The sequence below is a fragment of the Pseudomonas songnenensis genome, assembly GCF_003696315.1.
Taxonomy (GTDB): Bacteria; Pseudomonadota; Gammaproteobacteria; order Pseudomonadales; family Pseudomonadaceae; genus Stutzerimonas; species Stutzerimonas songnenensis.
The window spans coordinates 18387-35393 of the sequence record NZ_RFFN01000006.1 but is presented as its reverse complement, the minus strand read 5'-3'; the positions used below and the strand labels follow the sequence as shown (position 1 = coordinate 35393).

Here is a 17007-nt window from a genome sequence, read left to right as displayed (position 1 = left end):
TCCAGCGACGAAACACCCGAGCGGCCGAGGGAAACCCTCACCGCATCTGCCGATCTAAAGCGATAACGCCGCTGTCGACTTCGTGTCCGCAGCGGCCCTCAAGGCAGACGGAGACTCGGTATGATCCCGCACTTAGTAACTTTGCTGACCCGCCCCGATCAGGCGTGGGCCGACATTCGCCGCGACGAAGAAAATAACAGCTCCAACTACCTTGTCCACTTGCTGCTCTGGGCCCTGCTGCCGGCGATCTGCATGTTCATCGGTACGCGCTACGTCGGCTGGAGTCTGGTAGAGGACGAGCGAATCTGGCTCGACACCCGCAGCGCCTTTCTGCTGAGCGCCCTTATCTACATCACCATCATTGTCGGCACCTTCATCATGGGGTTCTTCCTGCGCTGGATGTCGCGGACCTTCGACGCTCGGCCGACGTTCAATCAGTGCGTGGGCTTCATTGCCTATGTCATCACCCCGTTCTTCCTGGCCGGCCTTGGCGCGCTGTACCCGACGCGCTGGATTGCTATCCTCGTGCTGGTAGCCGCCGGCGCCTACTCGACCTACCTGCTCTTTGTCGGCCTGCCGAAGTTCATGCGCATCGACAACCGCAACACCTTCCTCTACGGCGCCTGCACCTGGGGCGTTGGCTTGCTGGTACTGGTCAACCTGAAAGTGCCGATGATCCTGTTCTGGATGCTCGCCCTGGACCCGACCTACGAGCGTGATATCCCGCAGAATCAGAGCTATGGCTTCGAGGAGAACCGCCCGCAAGAGGAGCCGGGCGGCGTCGATAACGAACGTCGTTTCAATGAGCGTCCCAACGAGTGACGAGCGATACTGCTCGGCCCGGCAATGGTTTGGCATAATGCGGCGCTCTCAGGAGTTGCCCAATGCCCGAGCGTCTCAATGCCCGTGTCGAAGCCTGCTATGCGCTGGCCGAGCAGTTTTTCAACCGACGCTTTCCGCGTCCCGAAGTGAGCTTCAAGCTCCGCGGCCAGAAGGCAGGCGTCGCTCACCTTCAGCAGAACCTGCTGCGCTTCAACGAACAGTTGTACAGGGAAAACACCGAGCACTTCCTGCGCCAGACCGTCGCCCATGAGGTGGCGCATCTTGTTGCCCACCAGATGTTCGGTTCGCGCATTCAGCCCCATGGTGAGGAGTGGCAATTGATCATGCGCGGCGTGTACGAATTGCCGCCTGATCGTTGCCATACCTACGCCGTCCGCCGTCGCGCCGGCACCCGCTATGTCTACCGCTGCAGTTGCGTGGATCAGGATTTCGATTTCACTGCCCAACGCCATGCGCTCGTGGCAAAAGGCCGTCGCTATTACTGTCGACGCTGCAAGACAACGCTGACCTTCACTGGCGAGCAGCGCCGCGAATAAACCCGTCTCGGCCTTGCTACAGTGCTCTGGCCTGCCAGCCGGCGATGACGAACAACGCCGCCAGCAACGCCATCAGCGGCAGCCAGCCGGCGTGATCCCAGACGTAGCCTGCGCCATAGCCGACCACACTCGATCCCAGGTAATAGGCGCACAGATACAGCGCCGATGCTTGCGCACGCGCCTCCTTCGCCTGGCTGCCGACCTGCCCGCTGGCTACCGCATGTGCAGCGAAAAAACCGAGGGTGAACAGCCCAAGCCCAAGCACGATGGCCGCCAGCCAGGGCGTAGCGCACAAACCGACACCCAGCAGCATCAACACCACGCCACCGCGAAGCACCTGTCGCGCGCCAAAACGAGGCACCAGCCGTCCGGCCCAACCGGCGCTGAAGATACCGCCCAGATAGACCACAAACAGCATGCCGATCAGTGTCGAGGACAGGCCAAACGGCTCGCCAGCCAGACGAAAGCCGATGTAGTTGAACAACGCGACGAAGCCGCCCATCAGCAGGAAGCCCTGCAGGAACAGCCTGCGCAGCGTGGGATTGCGCAGATGCAGGCGGAAATTCGCCAACAGAGTACGTAGCAAGAGTGGCTGCGCCTTGAAATGCCGCGACGCCGGCAGCAGCCAGACGAACAACGCCAGCGCCAGCAGACCCAGCGACGCGATACCGCCAAGCGCCAGTTGCCAGCCACCCAAGTCGCTCAGCAGCCCGGACAGCAGGCGCCCAAGCATTCCGCCCAGGGCGGTGCCGCCGATATACAGCCCCATCGCAGCCGGCAGCGACTGCGGCTCGAACTCCTCGCCGACGTACGCCATTGCCAGCGCCGGCAATCCACTCAGCGCCAGCCCCAGCAACGCGCGCAGCGTTAGCAACAGCTGCCAGGAATCGACCAGTACGCTAGCCAACCCGAGCAGGCTGGCCAAGCCGAGCGCAGCAGCCATCACCGGTTTGCGCCCCCAGCTTTCAGCAAGCGCGCCCGAAATCAGCAAACAGAGCGCGAGCGACAGCGTCGTCAGCGACAGCGCCAGGCTGCTGCTGGCAGCAGACACGGAAAAGTGTGCAGCCAGCCTGGGCAGCAACGGCTGAACGCAATACAGCAAGGCGAAAGTGGCGAACCCGGCACAGAAAAGTGCCAACGTGGCACGCCGATAGGCAGGCGTACCGCGTCTGAGGTGAACGCTATCGTCAATCATCCGAACCTCATCGCGAGCGCCGTCGCCCGCAAAAAAACCGCGCAGGCTAGCACAACCTGGCGCAATAGCGCATGCCAGAGCGTCCGAAGCGAGCCGCTGATCGCCAATAGCGGGCAAATCCGTGTCAACGGTCGAAACGAGCTTTGCCCTCCACGGGTCTCTGACTAGACTCCCTATATGCCAGTCGGAGTAAAACAATGACAGTAGCGCCGAATGACACCCGCCCCACCCCTACTTCGATCAAGCGGGATGAAACCCGCCTCTTCGTTTTTCTGATCGTCTTCCTGTTTCCCATCCTCAGTGTCGTGCTGGTCAGTGGCTACGGCTTCATCGTCTGGATCGTGCAGATGATCTTCGGACCGCCAGGTCCGGCGTAAAGCCAATCGCTGCCAATAGAACCGGTCATCACCCTGTCACAACAAAAACGGAATAACTGATGGGTACCCCCCTGCATATCGCCAGCCTGCTGGTGCATTGCCGCCCCGAATGGCTGGCCGCGGTAAAGGCCAACCTGCAGGTGCTGCCCGGCCTCGAGCTGCACCAGGAGAACACCAACGGCAAGTTGGTAGTGGTTCTGGAAGCCGAACACGAGTCACGCATCCTTGCCGCGATCGACCACATCCAGCAATTGCCTGGCGTGCTTAATGCCGCATTGATCTATCACGAAGAACTCCTCGAAGGAGACGCCTGATGAGCCTTACCCGACGCCAATTCGCCAAGGCCAACGCTGCAGCTATCGCTGCAACGGTAGCCGGCATGCCCATTGCCTCGACCGCGAGCAATCTCGTAACCGAAGCGGACGCCACCAACCTCAAGTGGGACAAGGCCCCCTGTCGCTTCTGCGGTACCGGCTGCGGCGTCATGGTGGCTACCCGCGAGAATCGCGTTGTCGCGACCCATGGCGACGTCAAGGCCGAAGTGAACCGCGGCATCAACTGCGTCAAGGGCTACTTCCTGTCGAAGATCATGTACGGCTCGGATCGCCTGACGCAGCCGTTGCTACGCATGAAGGACGGCAAGTTCGACAAGCAGGGCGAGTTCCAGCCGGTTACCTGGGACCAAGCCTTCGACATCATGGAGGAGAAGTACAAGGCGGCGCTCAAGCAAGGTGGTCCGGAAGCGATCGGCATGTTCGGCTCCGGCCAGTGGACGATCTGGGAAGGCTACGCCGCCAACAAGCTGATGAAGGCCGGCTTTCGCTCGAACAACATCGACCCCAACGCGCGCCACTGCATGGCCTCGGCGGCGTTCGGCTTCATGCGCACCTTCGGCATGGACGAGCCCATGGGCTGCTACGAGGACATCGAAGCGGCAGACGCTTTCGTGCTCTGGGGCTCGAACATGGCGGAGATGCACCCGGTGCTCTGGACCCGCGTGACGGATCGCCGCCTCAGCGCGCCGAACGTCAAGGTGGCGGTCATGTCGACCTTCGAGCATCGCAGCTTCGAGCTGGCCGACATCCCGATGATCTTCAACCCGCAGACCGACCTGGTGATCCTCAACTACATCGCCAACCACATCATCCAGAGCGGCGCGGTAAACAAGGACTTCGTCGAGAAGCACACCAAGTTCGCCAAAGGCGCTACGAACATCGGCTATGGCTTGCGTCCGACCGACCCGCTTGAACTCAAAGCCGAGAACGCTGCGGTGGCCAACACCTGGACCGACATCAGCTTCGAGGATTACGCCGAGTTCCTGAAAACCTACACCCTGGAATACGCTGCGAAGGAATCCGGCGTGCCGGCCGAGCGGCTCCAGGCGCTAGCCGAGCTCTATGCCGACCCGAAGGTCAAGGTCATGTCGTTCTGGACCATGGGCTTCAACCAGCACACCCGCGGTGTCTGGGCGAACAACATGATCTACAACATCCACCTGCTCACCGGAAAAATCAGCGAGCCGGGCAACAGCCCCTTCTCGCTCACCGGCCAGCCTTCGGCGTGCGGCACCGCGCGCGAGGTCGGTACTTTCTCCCATCGCCTGCCTGCGGACATGGCGGTCGCCAACCCGAAGCACCGCGCCATCGCAGAGAAGATCTGGAAACTGCCGGAAGGCACCATCCAGGAGAAGCCCGGCTTCCACGCAGTGGAGCAAAGCCGCAAGCTCAAGGACGGCGTACTGAAGGTCTACTGGACCCAGGTGACCAACAACATGCAGGCCGGTCCCAACGTCATGCAGGAAATCCTGCCTGGCTGGCGTAACCCGGAAACCTTCATCATCGTCTCGGATGTCTACCCTACCGTCTCCGCGCAGGCCGCGGACCTCATCCTGCCTAGCGCGATGTGGGTAGAGAAGGAAGGCGCCTACGGCAATGCCGAGCGCCGCACACAGTTCTGGCACCAGCTGGTCACCGCGCCCGGCGAAGCGCGCTCCGATCTTTGGCAGCTGGTCGAATTCTCCAAGCGCTTCAACGTCGACGAGGTATGGCCGGCCGAACTGCTCAGCAAAGCACCCGACCTCAAGGGCAAAACCCTCTACGACGTACTGTTCAAGAATGGCCAGGTCGACAAGTTCTCCAGCGACGAAATCACTGAGGGTTACGCGAACCATGAGGCCGAAGCCTTTGGTTTCTACCTGCAGAAAGGTCTGTTCGAGGAATACGCCGAATTCGGCCGCGGCCATGCCCACGATCTGGCGTCGTTCGAGACCTACCACGAGACCCGCGGTTTGCGTTGGCCTGTGGTCGACGGCAAGGAAACCCAGTGGCGCTACCGTGAAGGCTACGACCCCTATGTCGAGGCCGGCAGCGAGGTGCAGTTCTACGGCTATGGCGACAAGAAGGCGATCATCTTCGCCCTGCCCTATGACGTGCCGGCCGAAGTACCGGATAAGGACTACCCCTTCTGGCTCAGCACCGGACGGGTGCTCGAGCATTGGCACACCGGCAGCATGACCCAGCGGGTCGACGAACTGCATCAGGCGGTTCCCGATGCTCTCGTCTATATGCACCCGGAGGATGCGCGCAAGCTCAATGCCCGGCGAGGCAGTGTGGTGAAGGTCATCAGCAGGCGTGGGGAAATGCAGGCACGGGTGGAGACCCGCGGTCGTAACAAGCCACCGATGGGTTTGATCTTCGTGCCGTTCTTCGACGCCAACAAGCTGATCAACAAAGTCACCCTCGACGCCACCGACCCGATCTCCAAGCAGACCGATTACAAGAAATGCGCCGTGAAGATCGAAGTGGTCAGCATCGCCTGAGAGGAGAGTCGCCATGAAATTTCGTTTACTGCCGCTGACTCTGCTTGCGGTGTTCGGCTTGGCCATCGCTGCCGAAACCAACTATCCGCTGGACGCTCCGGCTCCGGACGGACGCCGCCCAGGCGGGACCATCACCCAGGAGTTCACCCCACCGAAGCTGCATGACGAGGAAAACAAGGACATCAGGCGCGAGCGTAACTATCCGGAGCAACCGCCGACCATCCCGCACAGCATCCGCGGCTACCACGTCGACAAGAATGCCAACAAATGCCTGAGCTGCCACAGCAGGGCCAACAGCGCACGCGCGCAGGCGCCGATGATCAGCATCACCCACTACACCGACCGCGATCACCAGACCCTGGCCGCGGTCGCACCGCGCCGCTATTTCTGCACGCAGTGTCACGTGCCACAGCACGATGTGAAGCCGCTGGTGGAAAACCGCTTCAAGAACATCGACGAGCTGCTGTACCGGGAAACCTCACCATCCACCAGCGGAAACTGAGGGGGCCTGGATGAAGTCGATCAAGTCGTTTTTCAAACGCTACTGGGGCGTTCTGCGCCGACCCAGCGTCCATTACAGCCTGGGCGCGCTGACGCTCGGTGGTTTCATCGCCGGGATCATCTTCTGGGGCGGTTTCAACACGGCGCTGGAAGCCACCAACACGGAGGCGTTCTGCATTTCATGTCATGAGATGGAAGACAACGTGTACATGGAGATCAAGGACACCATTCATTACAGCAACCGCTCGGGCGTGCGGGCAACCTGTCCGGACTGCCACGTACCGCACAAGTGGACCGACAAGATCGCGCGCAAGATGCAGGCCTCCAAGGAGGTCTGGGGCACCATTTTCGGCACCATCAACACGCGCGAGAAATTCCTCGACAAACGCCGGGAGCTCGCAGAGCACGAGTGGGCGCGCCTGAAGGCCAACGATTCGCTTGAATGTCGCAACTGCCATGACTTCGGCTTCATGGATTTCACCCGGCAAGGCAAACGAGCATCGGAGTTCCACTCCACCGCCCTGGCCAATGGCGAAGCGACCTGCATCGATTGCCACAAAGGCATCGCGCACAAGCTGCCCGACATGCGGGGAGTACCGGGCTGGTGATGGCGAGAGAACGGCGCCTGGCCACCTAGCGGCGTGGTGTCGCTTCCTTTTCCATAGTAACAACAAAAAAGCCCTGGCCGATGCCAGGGCTTTTTTTCATGCGCAGCGTGATCAGGCCTTGGGCAACGTCACACCGCGCTGGCCCTGGTACTTGCCGCCGCGGTCGCGGTAGGAAACCTCGCACTCCTCGTCGGATTCGAGGAACAGCATCTGCGCCACGCCTTCGTTCGCATAGATCTTTGCCGGCAGCGTGGTGGTGTTGGAAAACTCCAGGGTCACATGCCCTTCCCATTCCGGCTCCAGCGGCGTGACGTTGACGATGATGCCACAGCGCGCGTAGGTGCTCTTGCCCAGGCAGATGGTCAGCACGTTGCGCGGAATGCGGAAATACTCGACGGTACGCGCCAGCGCGAAGGAGTTCGGCGGGATGATGCAAACGTCGCTCTTGATGTCGACGAAGCTCTTCTCGTCGAAGTTCTTCGGATCGACCGTCGCCGAGTTGATGTTGGTGAACACCTTGAATTCGTCGGCACAGCGCACATCGTAGCCGTAGCTCGAGACACCGTAGGAAATCAGCCGATCATTGCCTTCGGTGCGCACCTGGCGCTCGACGAAGGGCTCGATCATGCCGTGTTCCTGGGCCATGCGGCGAATCCACTTGTCCGATTTGATGCTCATGGCTGGCGTCCTGAATAGTTGAAGATGGGCGTGCGAAGACGCGCATCTTACCGAGCCTCGTGCGCGTGTTAAAGCATGGCCACCATGCGTGGCGCAGAGCTCGTCACACCAGGGCAACGCCGCTTGGCGAAGAAATCCAAAATAAAGCTCGCTTTGCTCCAGAAAAAAGGTATTGTTACTGGGCTGCTGCTGCATGTGTCACCGTGAATCGCTACATGTTTAGATTTCGATCCAAATATCGATACGACTCCTATCTCCTTGCACACAGTGATGTTCGGACCCTTTCAGTCCGCACTTTATTTTCAAAAACTTGGTTCAAGGAGACATCAAATGTCCAATCGCCAAACCGGTACCGTTAAGTGGTTCAACGATGAGAAAGGCTTCGGCTTCATCACTCCGCAATCCGGTGACGACCTCTTCGTACACTTCCGCGCCATCCAGGGCGACGGTTTCAAGAGCCTGAAAGAAGGCCAGCAAGTTTCCTTCGTCGCTACCCGCGGCCAGAAGGGCATGCAAGCTGAGGAAGTTCAGGTTATCTAACCTGAGTCTTCTCTGAAAAAGCCCCGCTTCGGCGGGGCTTTTTTATGCCTGCGATTATCGCCCGGACGCAGGCGGCGACGCTTGGCGCCACCGCCGCTACGGCTCAGTCCTCGGAGATCACGATCTTCGGCATCGACTGGGCGATGATCTGCCCGCTCTGCGCAATCCGAGCACCGACGGTACGGGCCACCTCCTGGTAGATCATCGCGATCTGGCTTTCCGGATCGGCAATCACAGTTGGCTTGCCCGCGTCCGCCTGGCTGCGGATCGCCATCGACAAAGGCAGCGACGCCAGCAGATCGACGTTGTATTGCGCCGCCAGCTTCTCACCACCACCCTCGCCGAACAGATGCTCGGCATGGCCGCAATTCGAGCAGATATGGATGGCCATGTTCTCCACCACACCGAGCACCGGGATGTTCACCTTGCGGAACATCTCCACGCCCTTCTTCGCATCGAGCAACGCCAGATCCTGCGGCGTGGTCACGATCACCGCGCCCGTTACCGGAACCTTCTGCGCCAGGGTCAGCTGGATATCACCAGTGCCAGGCGGCATGTCCACCACCAGATAATCGAGATCGTTCCAGGCAGTCTGGGTAATCAACTGCAGCAGCGCGCCGGACACCATCGGGCCGCGCCAGACCATCGGAGTCTTGTCGTCGGATAGAAACGCCATGGACATGACCTGCACGCCGTGGGCCTCAAGCGGGATGAACGCCTTGCCGTCGCGAATTTCCGGGCGGGTCCCCTCGGCGATGCCGAACATGATGCCCTGGCTCGGGCCGTAAATATCGGCGTCCAGCACGCCCACCCGTGCACCTTCCCGCGCCAGCGCCAAAGCAAGATTGGCCGCCGTGGTGGATTTGCCGACGCCGCCCTTGCCCGATGCCACAGCGATGATGTTCTTCACATTCGCCAAAGCGGGCACCTGATCCTGAGCCTTGTGCGCGCGGACTACGCAATCGACCTGCACATCCGCGCGGCTTACGCCTCCCAGCTGCTCGATTGCCATTGCCAGCAGCTGCGCCCAGCCACTGCGAAACAACCCGGCGGCGTAACCCAGCTCCAGCTGCACGCTGACCCGATCACCCTGCACCTCGATCGAACGCACGCAACCGGCGCTCACCGGATCCTGATTCAAATGGGGATCGGTGTACTGACGCAGTACGGTTTCCACAGCTTCACGGGTGACGGACATGGTTACTCCTAGAAAGACCGAGCAAATCAGACAGGCATCTTACCCCGCCCGCGAGTTCCGAGCCCACCGACGACCGGGCGACATTCACTACAACCGGGCGATCGGGCATCGCGGGTGAAAAATGCGCGCCGGACCTTTATAGTTGCAGACTTTCTTTCGCAATTCCGACTGCAGATTCCTCATGTCCGAAGCTCGCCAGATTCTCGTTACCAGCGCCCTGCCCTACGCCAACGGTTCGATCCACCTCGGCCACATGCTCGAGTACATCCAGACCGACATGTGGGTGCGCTTCCAGAAGCTGCGCGGCAACCAGTGCATCTATGTCTGCGCCGACGACGCCCATGGCTCGGCGATCATGCTGCGGGCGGAAAAGGAAGGCATAACGCCCGAACAGCTGATCGCCAACGTGCAGGCCGAACACAGCGGCGACTTTGTCGACTTCCTGGTGGATTTCGACAACTTCCACTCCACCCACTCGGAAGAAAACCGCGAGCTGGCCGAGCTGATCTATACCCGTCTGCGCGACGCCGGCCACATCGCCACCCGCTCGGTAACCCAGTATTTCGACCCCGAGAAAGGCATGTTCCTCGCCGACCGCTTCATCAAGGGCACCTGCCCGAAGTGCGCTGCCGAAGACCAGTACGGCGACAACTGCGAAAAATGCGGTGCCACCTACGAGCCGACTGAGCTGAAAGATCCGCGCTCGGCAATCTCCGGCGCTACGCCGGTGCTCAAGGACTCCAAGCACTTCTTCTTCAAGCTGCCGGACTTCGAGGCCATGCTCAAGCAATGGACCCGCGGCGGCGCACTGCAGGAGTCGGTAGCCAACAAGATCGCCGAATGGCTCGACGGCGGGCTGCAGGAGTGGGACATCTCCCGCGATGCACCGTACTTTGGCTTCGAGATTCCCGATGAGCCGGGCAAGTACTTCTATGTCTGGCTGGACGCGCCAATCGGCTACATGGCCAGCTTCGAGAACCTGTGCAAGCGCCGCCCGGAACTCGACTTCGATACCTTCTGGAGCAAGGATTCCACCGCCGAGCTGTACCACTTCATCGGCAAGGACATCATCAACTTCCACACCCTGTTCTGGCCGGCCATGCTCGAAGGTGCCGGCTTCCGCAAGCCTACCGCGGTCAACGTGCACGGCTACCTGACCGTGAACGGGCAGAAGATGTCGAAGTCGCGTGGCACCTTCGTCAAAGCGCGCACCTACCTCGACCATCTCAATCCCGAGTACCTGCGCTACTACTATGCGTCCAAGCTCGGCCGTGGCGTCGACGATCTCGACCTGAACCTCGAGGACTTCGTACAAAAGGTCAATTCCGACCTGGTCGGCAAGGTGGTCAACATTGCCAGTCGCTGCGCGGGTTTCATCCACAAGGGCAATGCCGGAGTGATGGTCGATGCCAACCCTGAGCCCGAACTCTGGACCGCCTTCCAGGAAGCTGCGCCGAGTATCGCCGAGGCCTACGAGGCCCGCGACTTCGCCCGCGCCATGCGCGAGATCATGCACCTGGCCGACCGCGCCAACGCCTGGATCGCCGACAAGGCGCCCTGGGCGCTGAACAAGGTTGAAGGCAAGCAGGCCGAGGTACAGGAGATCTGCGCGTTCGGCGTCAACCTGTTCCGCCAGCTGGTTATCTTCCTCAAGCCGGTACTGCCGAACCTTGCCGCCGCTGCCGAACAGTTCCTCAATGTTGAACCGCTGCGCTGGAACGATCACGCAACGCTGCTGGCCAACCACCAGCTCAACGCCTTCACCCCGCTGATGACCCGCATCGAGCCGGCAAAGATCGAAGCCATGATCGAGGCTTCCAAGGAAGACCTCGCCTCCAGCGAAGCCGCAGCTGCCCCCGCAGGCAACGGAGAACTGGTCAAAGCACCGCTGGCCGCGGAAATCAACTTCGATGCCTTTGCTGCGGTCGATCTGCGCATTGCGCTGATCGAGAAAGCCGAGTTCGTCGAAGGCGCCGACAAGCTGCTACGCCTGACGCTGGACATCGGTGATGCCAAGCGCAACGTGTTCTCTGGCATCAAGAGCGCCTATCCGGACCCGAGCAAACTGGAAGGTCGCCTGACTCTCTACGTTGCCAATCTGGCGCCACGCAAGATGAAGTTCGGCATGTCCGAAGGCATGGTACTGGCGGCGGGCCCTGGCGGCAGCGAGATCTACCTGCTGAGCCCCGATAACGGTGCCAAGCCCGGCCAACGCGTCATGTAAACGACTTTTGCGTGCCGGCCTCTCGACCGGCACGCAAACGCCCGACGCTAAACGGAAACGCCATGAGCGAGCCTGTAGATTCTTCCCGCTGCCCGCTTTGCGGCCAGCCCAACCAATGCGCCGAGTGCGATCCTGCCGCGGACCAGCCATGCTGGTGCTTCACTGCAACCATTCCCCAAGACGCAATTGAGCGGATTCCTGCAGCCTTGCGCAAACGAGCCTGCATCTGCCCCCGCTGCGCCCGCGGCGCATCCGCAAACCCCGATGCGCCTTGATCGCTACCTCGCCAACCGCGCGCGCGTTAGCCGTCAGGATGTCCGGCGCCTGGTGGCCGAAGGCCGAGTAATGGTGAACGGCGAAGTCAACCGGACCCTGGACCGGGAAATTCGTGTCTTTGATCGCATCGAGCTGGATGGAGAATCGCTGCAGGTCGGAAAGGCTGCCCGTTACCTGATGCTGCATAAGCCGGCAGGCTGCGTCAGCGCCACCCAGGATACGGCGCATCGCACCGTGCTGGACCTGATCGACGAGCCGGACAAGCAAGACCTGCACATCGCCGGCCGCCTCGACTTCAACACCACCGGCCTGATGCTGCTGACCAACGACGGTCAGTGGTCACGCCGCCTGACCCAGCCGACCAGCCTGCAAGGCAAGGTCTACCTGGTTGAAACCGAAGACGAAATCGACCCCGCCTGTGTCGAAGCGTTTGCTCGAGGCATGTACTTTCGCTTCGAGAACCTCACTACCCTTCCCGCCAAACTCGTAATACTCGGTTCAACCAAGGCCCGCCTCACCCTGCACGAGGGTCGCTACCACCAGGTCAAGCGCATGTTCGGTCGCTTCAACAACAAGGTCACCGCCCTGCACCGCGAAAGCATGGGTCCCCTGACGCTGGACGGATTGCTGGAACCCGGCGGCTATCGGCCGCTAACCGCACACGAGATCGGACAAATCTAAGCCCTTGTCGCCCGCGCACCAGAAAAACTCCGCACTGCCCTTCATTTCATCCAGGCCTTCTGGTACAAAGGCACCCCAAAGCGGGCGTCGTATAATGGCATTACCTGAGCTTCCCAAGCTCATGACGAGGGTTCGATTCCCTTCGCCCGCTCCAGACACCTAACGTTAAGGCCCTGTTTTTACAGGGCTTTTTCGTTTTTGGCTTTTGGTGGTGTCGAAGAAGTGTCGAAAAGGTCCAGCCGTACAGGCCGAGATCAGACCGAAGAAAGCGCCTGGATGACGTGCTTCGGATCGTTATGGATGGCGCGCAGCAGCGCTTTTGCGGGTCCGGTCGGTTCGCGTCGGCCTTGTTCCCAGTTACGCAGCGTACCCAGTTGAACGTCGATCATCGCCGCGAACTTGGCCTGGGTCAGACCGGTTGCTTTGCGGATCTCTTTCACCTGCAGCGAGTCGACGACGAATTCCCGCGAGGGTTGACGTTCGCCACGGTGAATCTCGTCCATCTGCTGGACGCTTTCTAGAAGGTCTTCGAAGAATTTGCTCATGGTGATTACCTCCACCGCTCGATGATTTGCTTGAGCACCTTGCGCTCATCTGCCGTCAGGTCGTCCTTCTCGTTCTTCGGATAGATCAGCAGTAATGCGATCTGCGAAGCCGCCGTGAAGTGGTAGTAGATGACCCTGGACCCGCCTCGCTTGCCGTGACCACTAGACGCAACGCGAACCTTGCGAATGCCGCCAGTACCTTCAATCACATCGCCCATGTCCGGCCGGTCAGCCAGTTGCCGCTGAAACTCTGCGTAGCTGTCATCGCTAAGCAGATCCCGCAGACGCTTGGTGAAGATCGGTGTCTCGATAAAGATCATAACGAATAGTACGCCAGTGGCGCACCCCCTTCAATTGATTCGATTACTGGCAGGCGAGCGGTAACGTGATGCCGGCCAACGGTCCTAACCTGATCGCATCGTTCAAATGCTCAGGCGCGAGGTGGGCATACCTCATCGTCATGTTCAGCGACGCATGGCCCAAGATCTCTTTCAGCGTCACGATATGCCCACCGCCCATGATGAAGTGAGCTGCGAACGTGTGGCGCAGGATGTGGCTTGCCTGTCCGCGTGGTGGCTTGATCGAGGTCGAGAGCAGGACCAACCGAAACACGCCAATGCAGTTGGTGAACGGCCCGTAGGTTTGCCAGTGCTTCTTGATCGCGGCCACCAGCTCGGGCGTTACCGGGACCATCCGCACCCGCTTCGACTTGGTATTGGCAAACACCAGGGCATTGCCTCGAATCCGCTCCGGTCGAAGCGCTTGAGCCTCACCCCACCTCGCCCCAGTCGCCAGACAGATCCGCGCCACCATCGCCGGATGTGGAGACGTGGTCCGCGCCTGGAGCGCATCGAGCAGCTCGGAAATCTGCGGCTTGGTCAGGTAGGCCAAGGGGCGCTCCTGCAACCGAACCGGACGGATACGGGTGAACGGACAGGGATAGTCGATCACATCGAGTTTATGCAGCTCGTTGTAAACGGCTTTCAGGTAGCCGAGGCGATTGTTCGCCGTCTTGCCGGTGACGCCAGCTGACATCCAACGCGCGCGTGTGGCGGCGATCTTCGCGCCATCGACCATACGAGCTATCGGATCGCCCATCGCCTTTGCACACGCCCGCAGGATCGCCACACGACGAACGCCATCGGAGAGCGAGACGCCGTGAAGGTCGAACCATAGCTCGACCAGCTCTGACAGCCTGCGCTTGTCCTTTGGCCGCGGTGCCCAATCGTTAGATTCGCTGCACTTGGCTCGACAGGTCGCCTCGAAGCGCATTGCCTCAGCCTTGGTCTTCAGCGTCTTGCGGAACCGCTTGCCTTTGACCGGCTCAACGTCGACCCGCCAGCGACCGTCAGAGAGCTGCTGAATCGCCATCAGACCGCTCTGCCCCATCGAACGTGACGCTCCTGAAGCAACGTTTTGATGTGCTTGTACAGATCACGCTCGCTCATGTCCTTGGCGGCGTAGTGGTCACGAATGACCGGCCAGCATTCCCAATCCTTCAGTCGATCAAATGCGGTTTTAGCGCCCACTCGCTCCCGTGCCAGCAGGCTTACGAAGTTTCCCAGGAACAGTTCCACGTTCTTGCCCGAGAAGCCCCTTGAGGTCTTGTAGTAGCGCTTGTATTCCGTTTCATCGACCAGGGAATCGACCGCCACGTCGACCCGCACGTCATCACGCATCAGCGTCCAGATCGGTTCGTATTGCCCTGGGCGGTGCAGCAACTTGAACTGGCACAGCCCGTAGCGCCACAGGCCGTCCAAATGGGCGGAGAACGCCGCAAACGAATCCGTTTCAATGGCCTCGCCAGTCTTGGCACTGATCGACCCGCTGGCGAACTGCTGGATGACCGAATGGTGGTAGCGCAGCTCGACCCGCCACACGTCCGCCTCGGGATCGTAGTTATCAGGATCGGCCGGATCGAACGAATCCCGGCGACGCCAGACGCTTTCCCAGAAGTCGAGCTTATCGGTCGCGCGGGCCTGTTCGGTTTTGTTGTAGATGCAGAGCTGAACGCCACCAGCTGAGCCAAACATGGATGTTTCGCCACGACCGTAGACGCTGGACTTGGTCGCCCAGTTGATCTCGTTGATACCCGAGATATCCCGGTGCGTCCGCGCGCGACAGTGCAGGCGTGCCACCAGATCCACCGGAGGCTTCCAGCCCTGGAGATCCAACGCCAGATGGACAGCGCACTGGTTGCGTTCGCGGTGTGTCATTACGGCTGCGGCGTAGTAGTCCATCCGCTCTTGCAGGCGCTCAGGCGACAGCGCGTCGATGGCGTGCGGTGACACTTCGATTTTCAGATGCGGGCCGATGTTCTCGAGCTTGGCGTTGAAGTTCTTGATGAGCAGGATGAACCCGAGGTCAGCATTCTGGAGCTTGTACTGGTAACCCGAGTCCCGCCCTACCCGACCGGCGTGCCAGAACTCCCCGGCGAACTCGACCATGACGCCCGGCTTCTCGAACAGCGCCATGATTTCCGGGCGGATCAGTCCGCGGTACAGCTGGCGGACCGTATCGACGCCGCAACGCAGCAAGCGAACGCCCGACAGGTCGGTCAGCTTGGCCGAATGGCTATCGAAAAACAGTCGCCCGGTTGGGGTTTCCTGAAAGTTCTGATCAACACGAATCTGGTCTTTAACGCTCATTCTCTTGTGCTCCAAATTGCAACGAATTGACACTGTTCAGTTGGGTTTATCTGACGTGTTACAGGGACGTCAGCGCGCGCGTTTGCACGCCGGCTCGTGCCTCGCCGCGCGTGCAAAGAGCGCGGAGCGCACGCGCGCTGACGGTCATCACCACAGGAATTGCCCTTTCTGGTACGGCACGACAGTCATGTTCGTGCCACTGGCTGGCTGCGCTGCTCCAGGGCGTGCCCCCTGCATTGCCGGAGACTGGTTGTTCTGGACTTGCTGCGTTCGCTCGCCGGTGGAGCGATCAGGAAGGGTCGGATCGAAGAACCCGTTTTCGACCACGCGCATGCAGAAGGCGAAGTCGGTCTCTACGCGGGTGCTCTGCTGCGTGTAGCACTGGCAGACAGTGGGTGTGCCGTTGACTACGGCATGTGCCATTCGCCCGAACTCGCGGGCATAGGTCGCGGGGTCGGTGCTGGACATGCAGTAGAGCCGGGGAAACGACACGGGCCGCGTCAGCTCGTCGTAGATCGGCGCCGACGATGGGACCTGTGGTATTCGAGGCACGCGCCGCCCGATGTAGCTGGCGACGTTCTCAGGCGTATCGGACTTAGCCTCGCCTACCGGCTTGATGAACGCCCCGACCGTATCTCGCACCTGATCGACCATGCTCCCGGCCGGCGCGCTGGTAGCCGTCGCGGCTTGCGCTTTCTCGGCGGCGTAGCGCTCATAGGCGCGATAGACGAGGATGCCGGCACCGAGGATCACGCACAGCGCCAGGATGAACTTGGTCGGCACCTTGGCCTGAAAGTGGTGCTTGGCGTTGCTACTGGTGTAGGCACCGAAGTAGCGCTTATCCAGGCGCAACGACTTTTTGTCGGCATCCTTGAAGCTGGTCTTCAGCTCGACCTTTTCCACCACCACTTCCGACTCGAAGCGCAGCAGCTGGGCGGACTTAAAGACGCGCCAGTAGTGAATGTGCGTGTTGCACAGCCGACGCAGGTGCACATCGAGATAGCGCGGGTCCTGGGTGACGAGGTGCACTTCGTGGCCCTGGTGGCGCATGGTCTCGAAGCGGGTGATGTGCTCCGGTGGCCGCGCCCGTGGATCGCGTGCGCCGAACCAGCCCTGCGCTTCGTCTACGACGATGATCGAATCGTTGGGCAGCTCGAACCACTTTTCGGGATCTTCGAACTCGAACCACTGCGCTTGCAGCTGATCCGGCTTGAGGCCGTTGATGTTGTGGAAGTAGACGACCCGGCCTTCGGCGTGGGCCTTCTGATCGACTTCGCGGATGGTGTTGAGGGTCTTGCCGTGACCGGGCTTGCCAGTGCGGATAACGAGCATGACGGCG

At 60.7% G+C, this 17007-nt stretch carries 19 protein-coding genes and 1 tRNA gene; 12 read left to right on the top strand and 8 right to left on the bottom strand.

What is annotated here, in order from left to right:
- Positions 1 to 120 precede the first annotated feature (120 nt).
- Entirely contained in the window at positions 121 to 822 is a 702-nt protein-coding gene (locus EA798_RS15780; protein WP_122099538.1) for a Yip1 family protein, read from the top strand.
- 62 nt (positions 823 to 884) lie between these two features.
- Positions 885 to 1379, top strand: coding sequence for a SprT family zinc-dependent metalloprotease (locus EA798_RS15775; RefSeq protein WP_015277779.1), 495 nt, complete (start codon positions 885 to 887; stop codon positions 1377 to 1379).
- A 16-nt stretch (positions 1380 to 1395) separates the two neighbouring features.
- Here EA798_RS15775 and EA798_RS15770 read toward each other — a convergent pair whose 3' ends face one another.
- Complete coding sequence (locus tag EA798_RS15770) at positions 1396 to 2574, bottom strand: MFS transporter (RefSeq protein WP_122099537.1); 1179 nt, start codon at positions 2572 to 2574, stop codon at positions 1396 to 1398.
- A gap of 197 nt (positions 2575 to 2771) precedes the next feature.
- Here EA798_RS15770 and napE point away from each other — a divergent pair, with 197 nt between their 5' ends.
- The 5 genes from napE to EA798_RS15745 are packed head-to-tail and all read left to right on the top strand — an operon-like array spanning position 2772 to position 6878.
- Positions 2772 to 2951, top strand: a complete 180-nt coding sequence (gene napE, locus EA798_RS15765) for a periplasmic nitrate reductase, NapE protein (RefSeq protein ID WP_106155542.1) — start codon at positions 2772 to 2774, stop codon at positions 2949 to 2951.
- Between the two features lie 59 nt (positions 2952 to 3010).
- Positions 3011 to 3265, top strand: a complete 255-nt coding sequence (locus EA798_RS15760; RefSeq protein WP_106155543.1) for a chaperone NapD — start codon at positions 3011 to 3013, stop codon at positions 3263 to 3265.
- Positions 3265 to 5769 (top strand): nitrate reductase catalytic subunit NapA, encoded by a 2505-nt coding sequence (napA, locus tag EA798_RS15755; RefSeq protein ID WP_122099536.1) that lies wholly within the window; start codon positions 3265 to 3267, stop codon positions 5767 to 5769. The genes EA798_RS15760 and napA overlap by 1 nt, the downstream gene beginning before the upstream one ends.
- A 13-nt stretch (positions 5770 to 5782) precedes the next feature.
- Complete coding sequence (locus EA798_RS15750) at positions 5783 to 6271, top strand: nitrate reductase cytochrome c-type subunit (RefSeq protein ID WP_038662229.1); 489 nt, start codon at positions 5783 to 5785, stop codon at positions 6269 to 6271.
- A gap of 10 nt (positions 6272 to 6281) precedes the next feature.
- Positions 6282 to 6878, top strand: a complete 597-nt coding sequence (locus tag EA798_RS15745) for a cytochrome c3 family protein (protein WP_015277785.1) — start codon at positions 6282 to 6284, stop codon at positions 6876 to 6878.
- Positions 6879 to 6989: 111 nt separating this feature from the next.
- Here the strand turns inward: EA798_RS15745 and dcd are convergent, their stop codons facing one another.
- On the bottom strand, positions 6990 to 7556 hold the full coding sequence (dcd, locus tag EA798_RS15740; protein ID WP_003302346.1) for a dCTP deaminase: 567 nt from the start codon (positions 7554 to 7556) through the stop codon (positions 6990 to 6992).
- A gap of 330 nt (positions 7557 to 7886) precedes the next feature.
- Between dcd and EA798_RS15735 the strand changes: the two genes are divergently transcribed.
- Positions 7887 to 8096 (top strand): cold-shock protein, encoded by a 210-nt coding sequence (locus tag EA798_RS15735; protein ID WP_003282211.1) that lies wholly within the window; start codon positions 7887 to 7889, stop codon positions 8094 to 8096.
- A 103-nt stretch (positions 8097 to 8199) separates the two neighbouring features.
- Here EA798_RS15735 and apbC read toward each other — a convergent pair whose 3' ends face one another.
- Positions 8200 to 9294 carry an iron-sulfur cluster carrier protein ApbC gene (apbC, locus tag EA798_RS15730; RefSeq protein WP_122099535.1) on the bottom strand — a complete coding sequence of 365 codons (1095 nt, stop codon included), beginning with the start codon at positions 9292 to 9294 and terminating at the stop codon, positions 8200 to 8202.
- A gap of 181 nt (positions 9295 to 9475) precedes the next feature.
- Here apbC and metG point away from each other — a divergent pair, with 181 nt between their 5' ends.
- From metG to EA798_RS15710, 4 genes are all read left to right on the top strand, one after another.
- Positions 9476 to 11518, top strand: coding sequence for a methionine--tRNA ligase (metG, locus tag EA798_RS15725; protein WP_122099534.1), 2043 nt, complete (start codon positions 9476 to 9478; stop codon positions 11516 to 11518).
- Between the two features lie 62 nt (positions 11519 to 11580).
- Entirely contained in the window at positions 11581 to 11793 is a 213-nt protein-coding gene (locus EA798_RS15720) for a cysteine-rich CWC family protein (RefSeq protein WP_122099533.1), read from the top strand.
- Positions 11783 to 12475, top strand: coding sequence for a pseudouridine synthase (locus EA798_RS15715; protein ID WP_122099532.1), 693 nt, complete (start codon positions 11783 to 11785; stop codon positions 12473 to 12475). The genes EA798_RS15720 and EA798_RS15715 overlap by 11 nt, the downstream gene beginning before the upstream one ends.
- An 80-nt stretch (positions 12476 to 12555) precedes the next feature.
- Positions 12556 to 12629 (top strand) — tRNA-Gly (locus EA798_RS15710).
- 100 nt (positions 12630 to 12729) lie between these two features.
- Here the strand turns inward: EA798_RS15710 and EA798_RS15705 are convergent.
- The 5 genes from EA798_RS15705 to EA798_RS15685 form a co-directional block, all read right to left on the bottom strand.
- Entirely contained in the window at positions 12730 to 13020 is a 291-nt protein-coding gene (locus tag EA798_RS15705) for a helix-turn-helix domain-containing protein (RefSeq protein ID WP_003302338.1), read from the bottom strand.
- A gap of 5 nt (positions 13021 to 13025) precedes the next feature.
- Positions 13026 to 13340, bottom strand: a complete 315-nt coding sequence (locus tag EA798_RS15700) for a type II toxin-antitoxin system RelE/ParE family toxin (protein WP_017244792.1) — start codon at positions 13338 to 13340, stop codon at positions 13026 to 13028.
- A gap of 43 nt (positions 13341 to 13383) precedes the next feature.
- On the bottom strand, positions 13384 to 14391 hold the full coding sequence (locus EA798_RS15695) for a phage integrase (protein WP_244221286.1): 1008 nt from the start codon (positions 14389 to 14391) through the stop codon (positions 13384 to 13386).
- Positions 14391 to 15668 carry a hypothetical protein gene (locus tag EA798_RS15690; RefSeq protein WP_110777815.1) on the bottom strand — a complete coding sequence of 426 codons (1278 nt, stop codon included), beginning with the start codon at positions 15666 to 15668 and terminating at the stop codon, positions 14391 to 14393. The genes EA798_RS15695 and EA798_RS15690 overlap by 1 nt, the downstream gene beginning before the upstream one ends.
- 147 nt (positions 15669 to 15815) lie before the next feature.
- The gene (locus EA798_RS15685) at positions 15816 to 17000 is read right to left on the bottom strand and encodes a zonular occludens toxin domain-containing protein (protein ID WP_122099530.1); all 1185 of its coding nucleotides are present in this window, start codon (positions 16998 to 17000) and stop codon (positions 15816 to 15818) included.
- Positions 17001 to 17007: the final 7 nt, after the last annotated feature.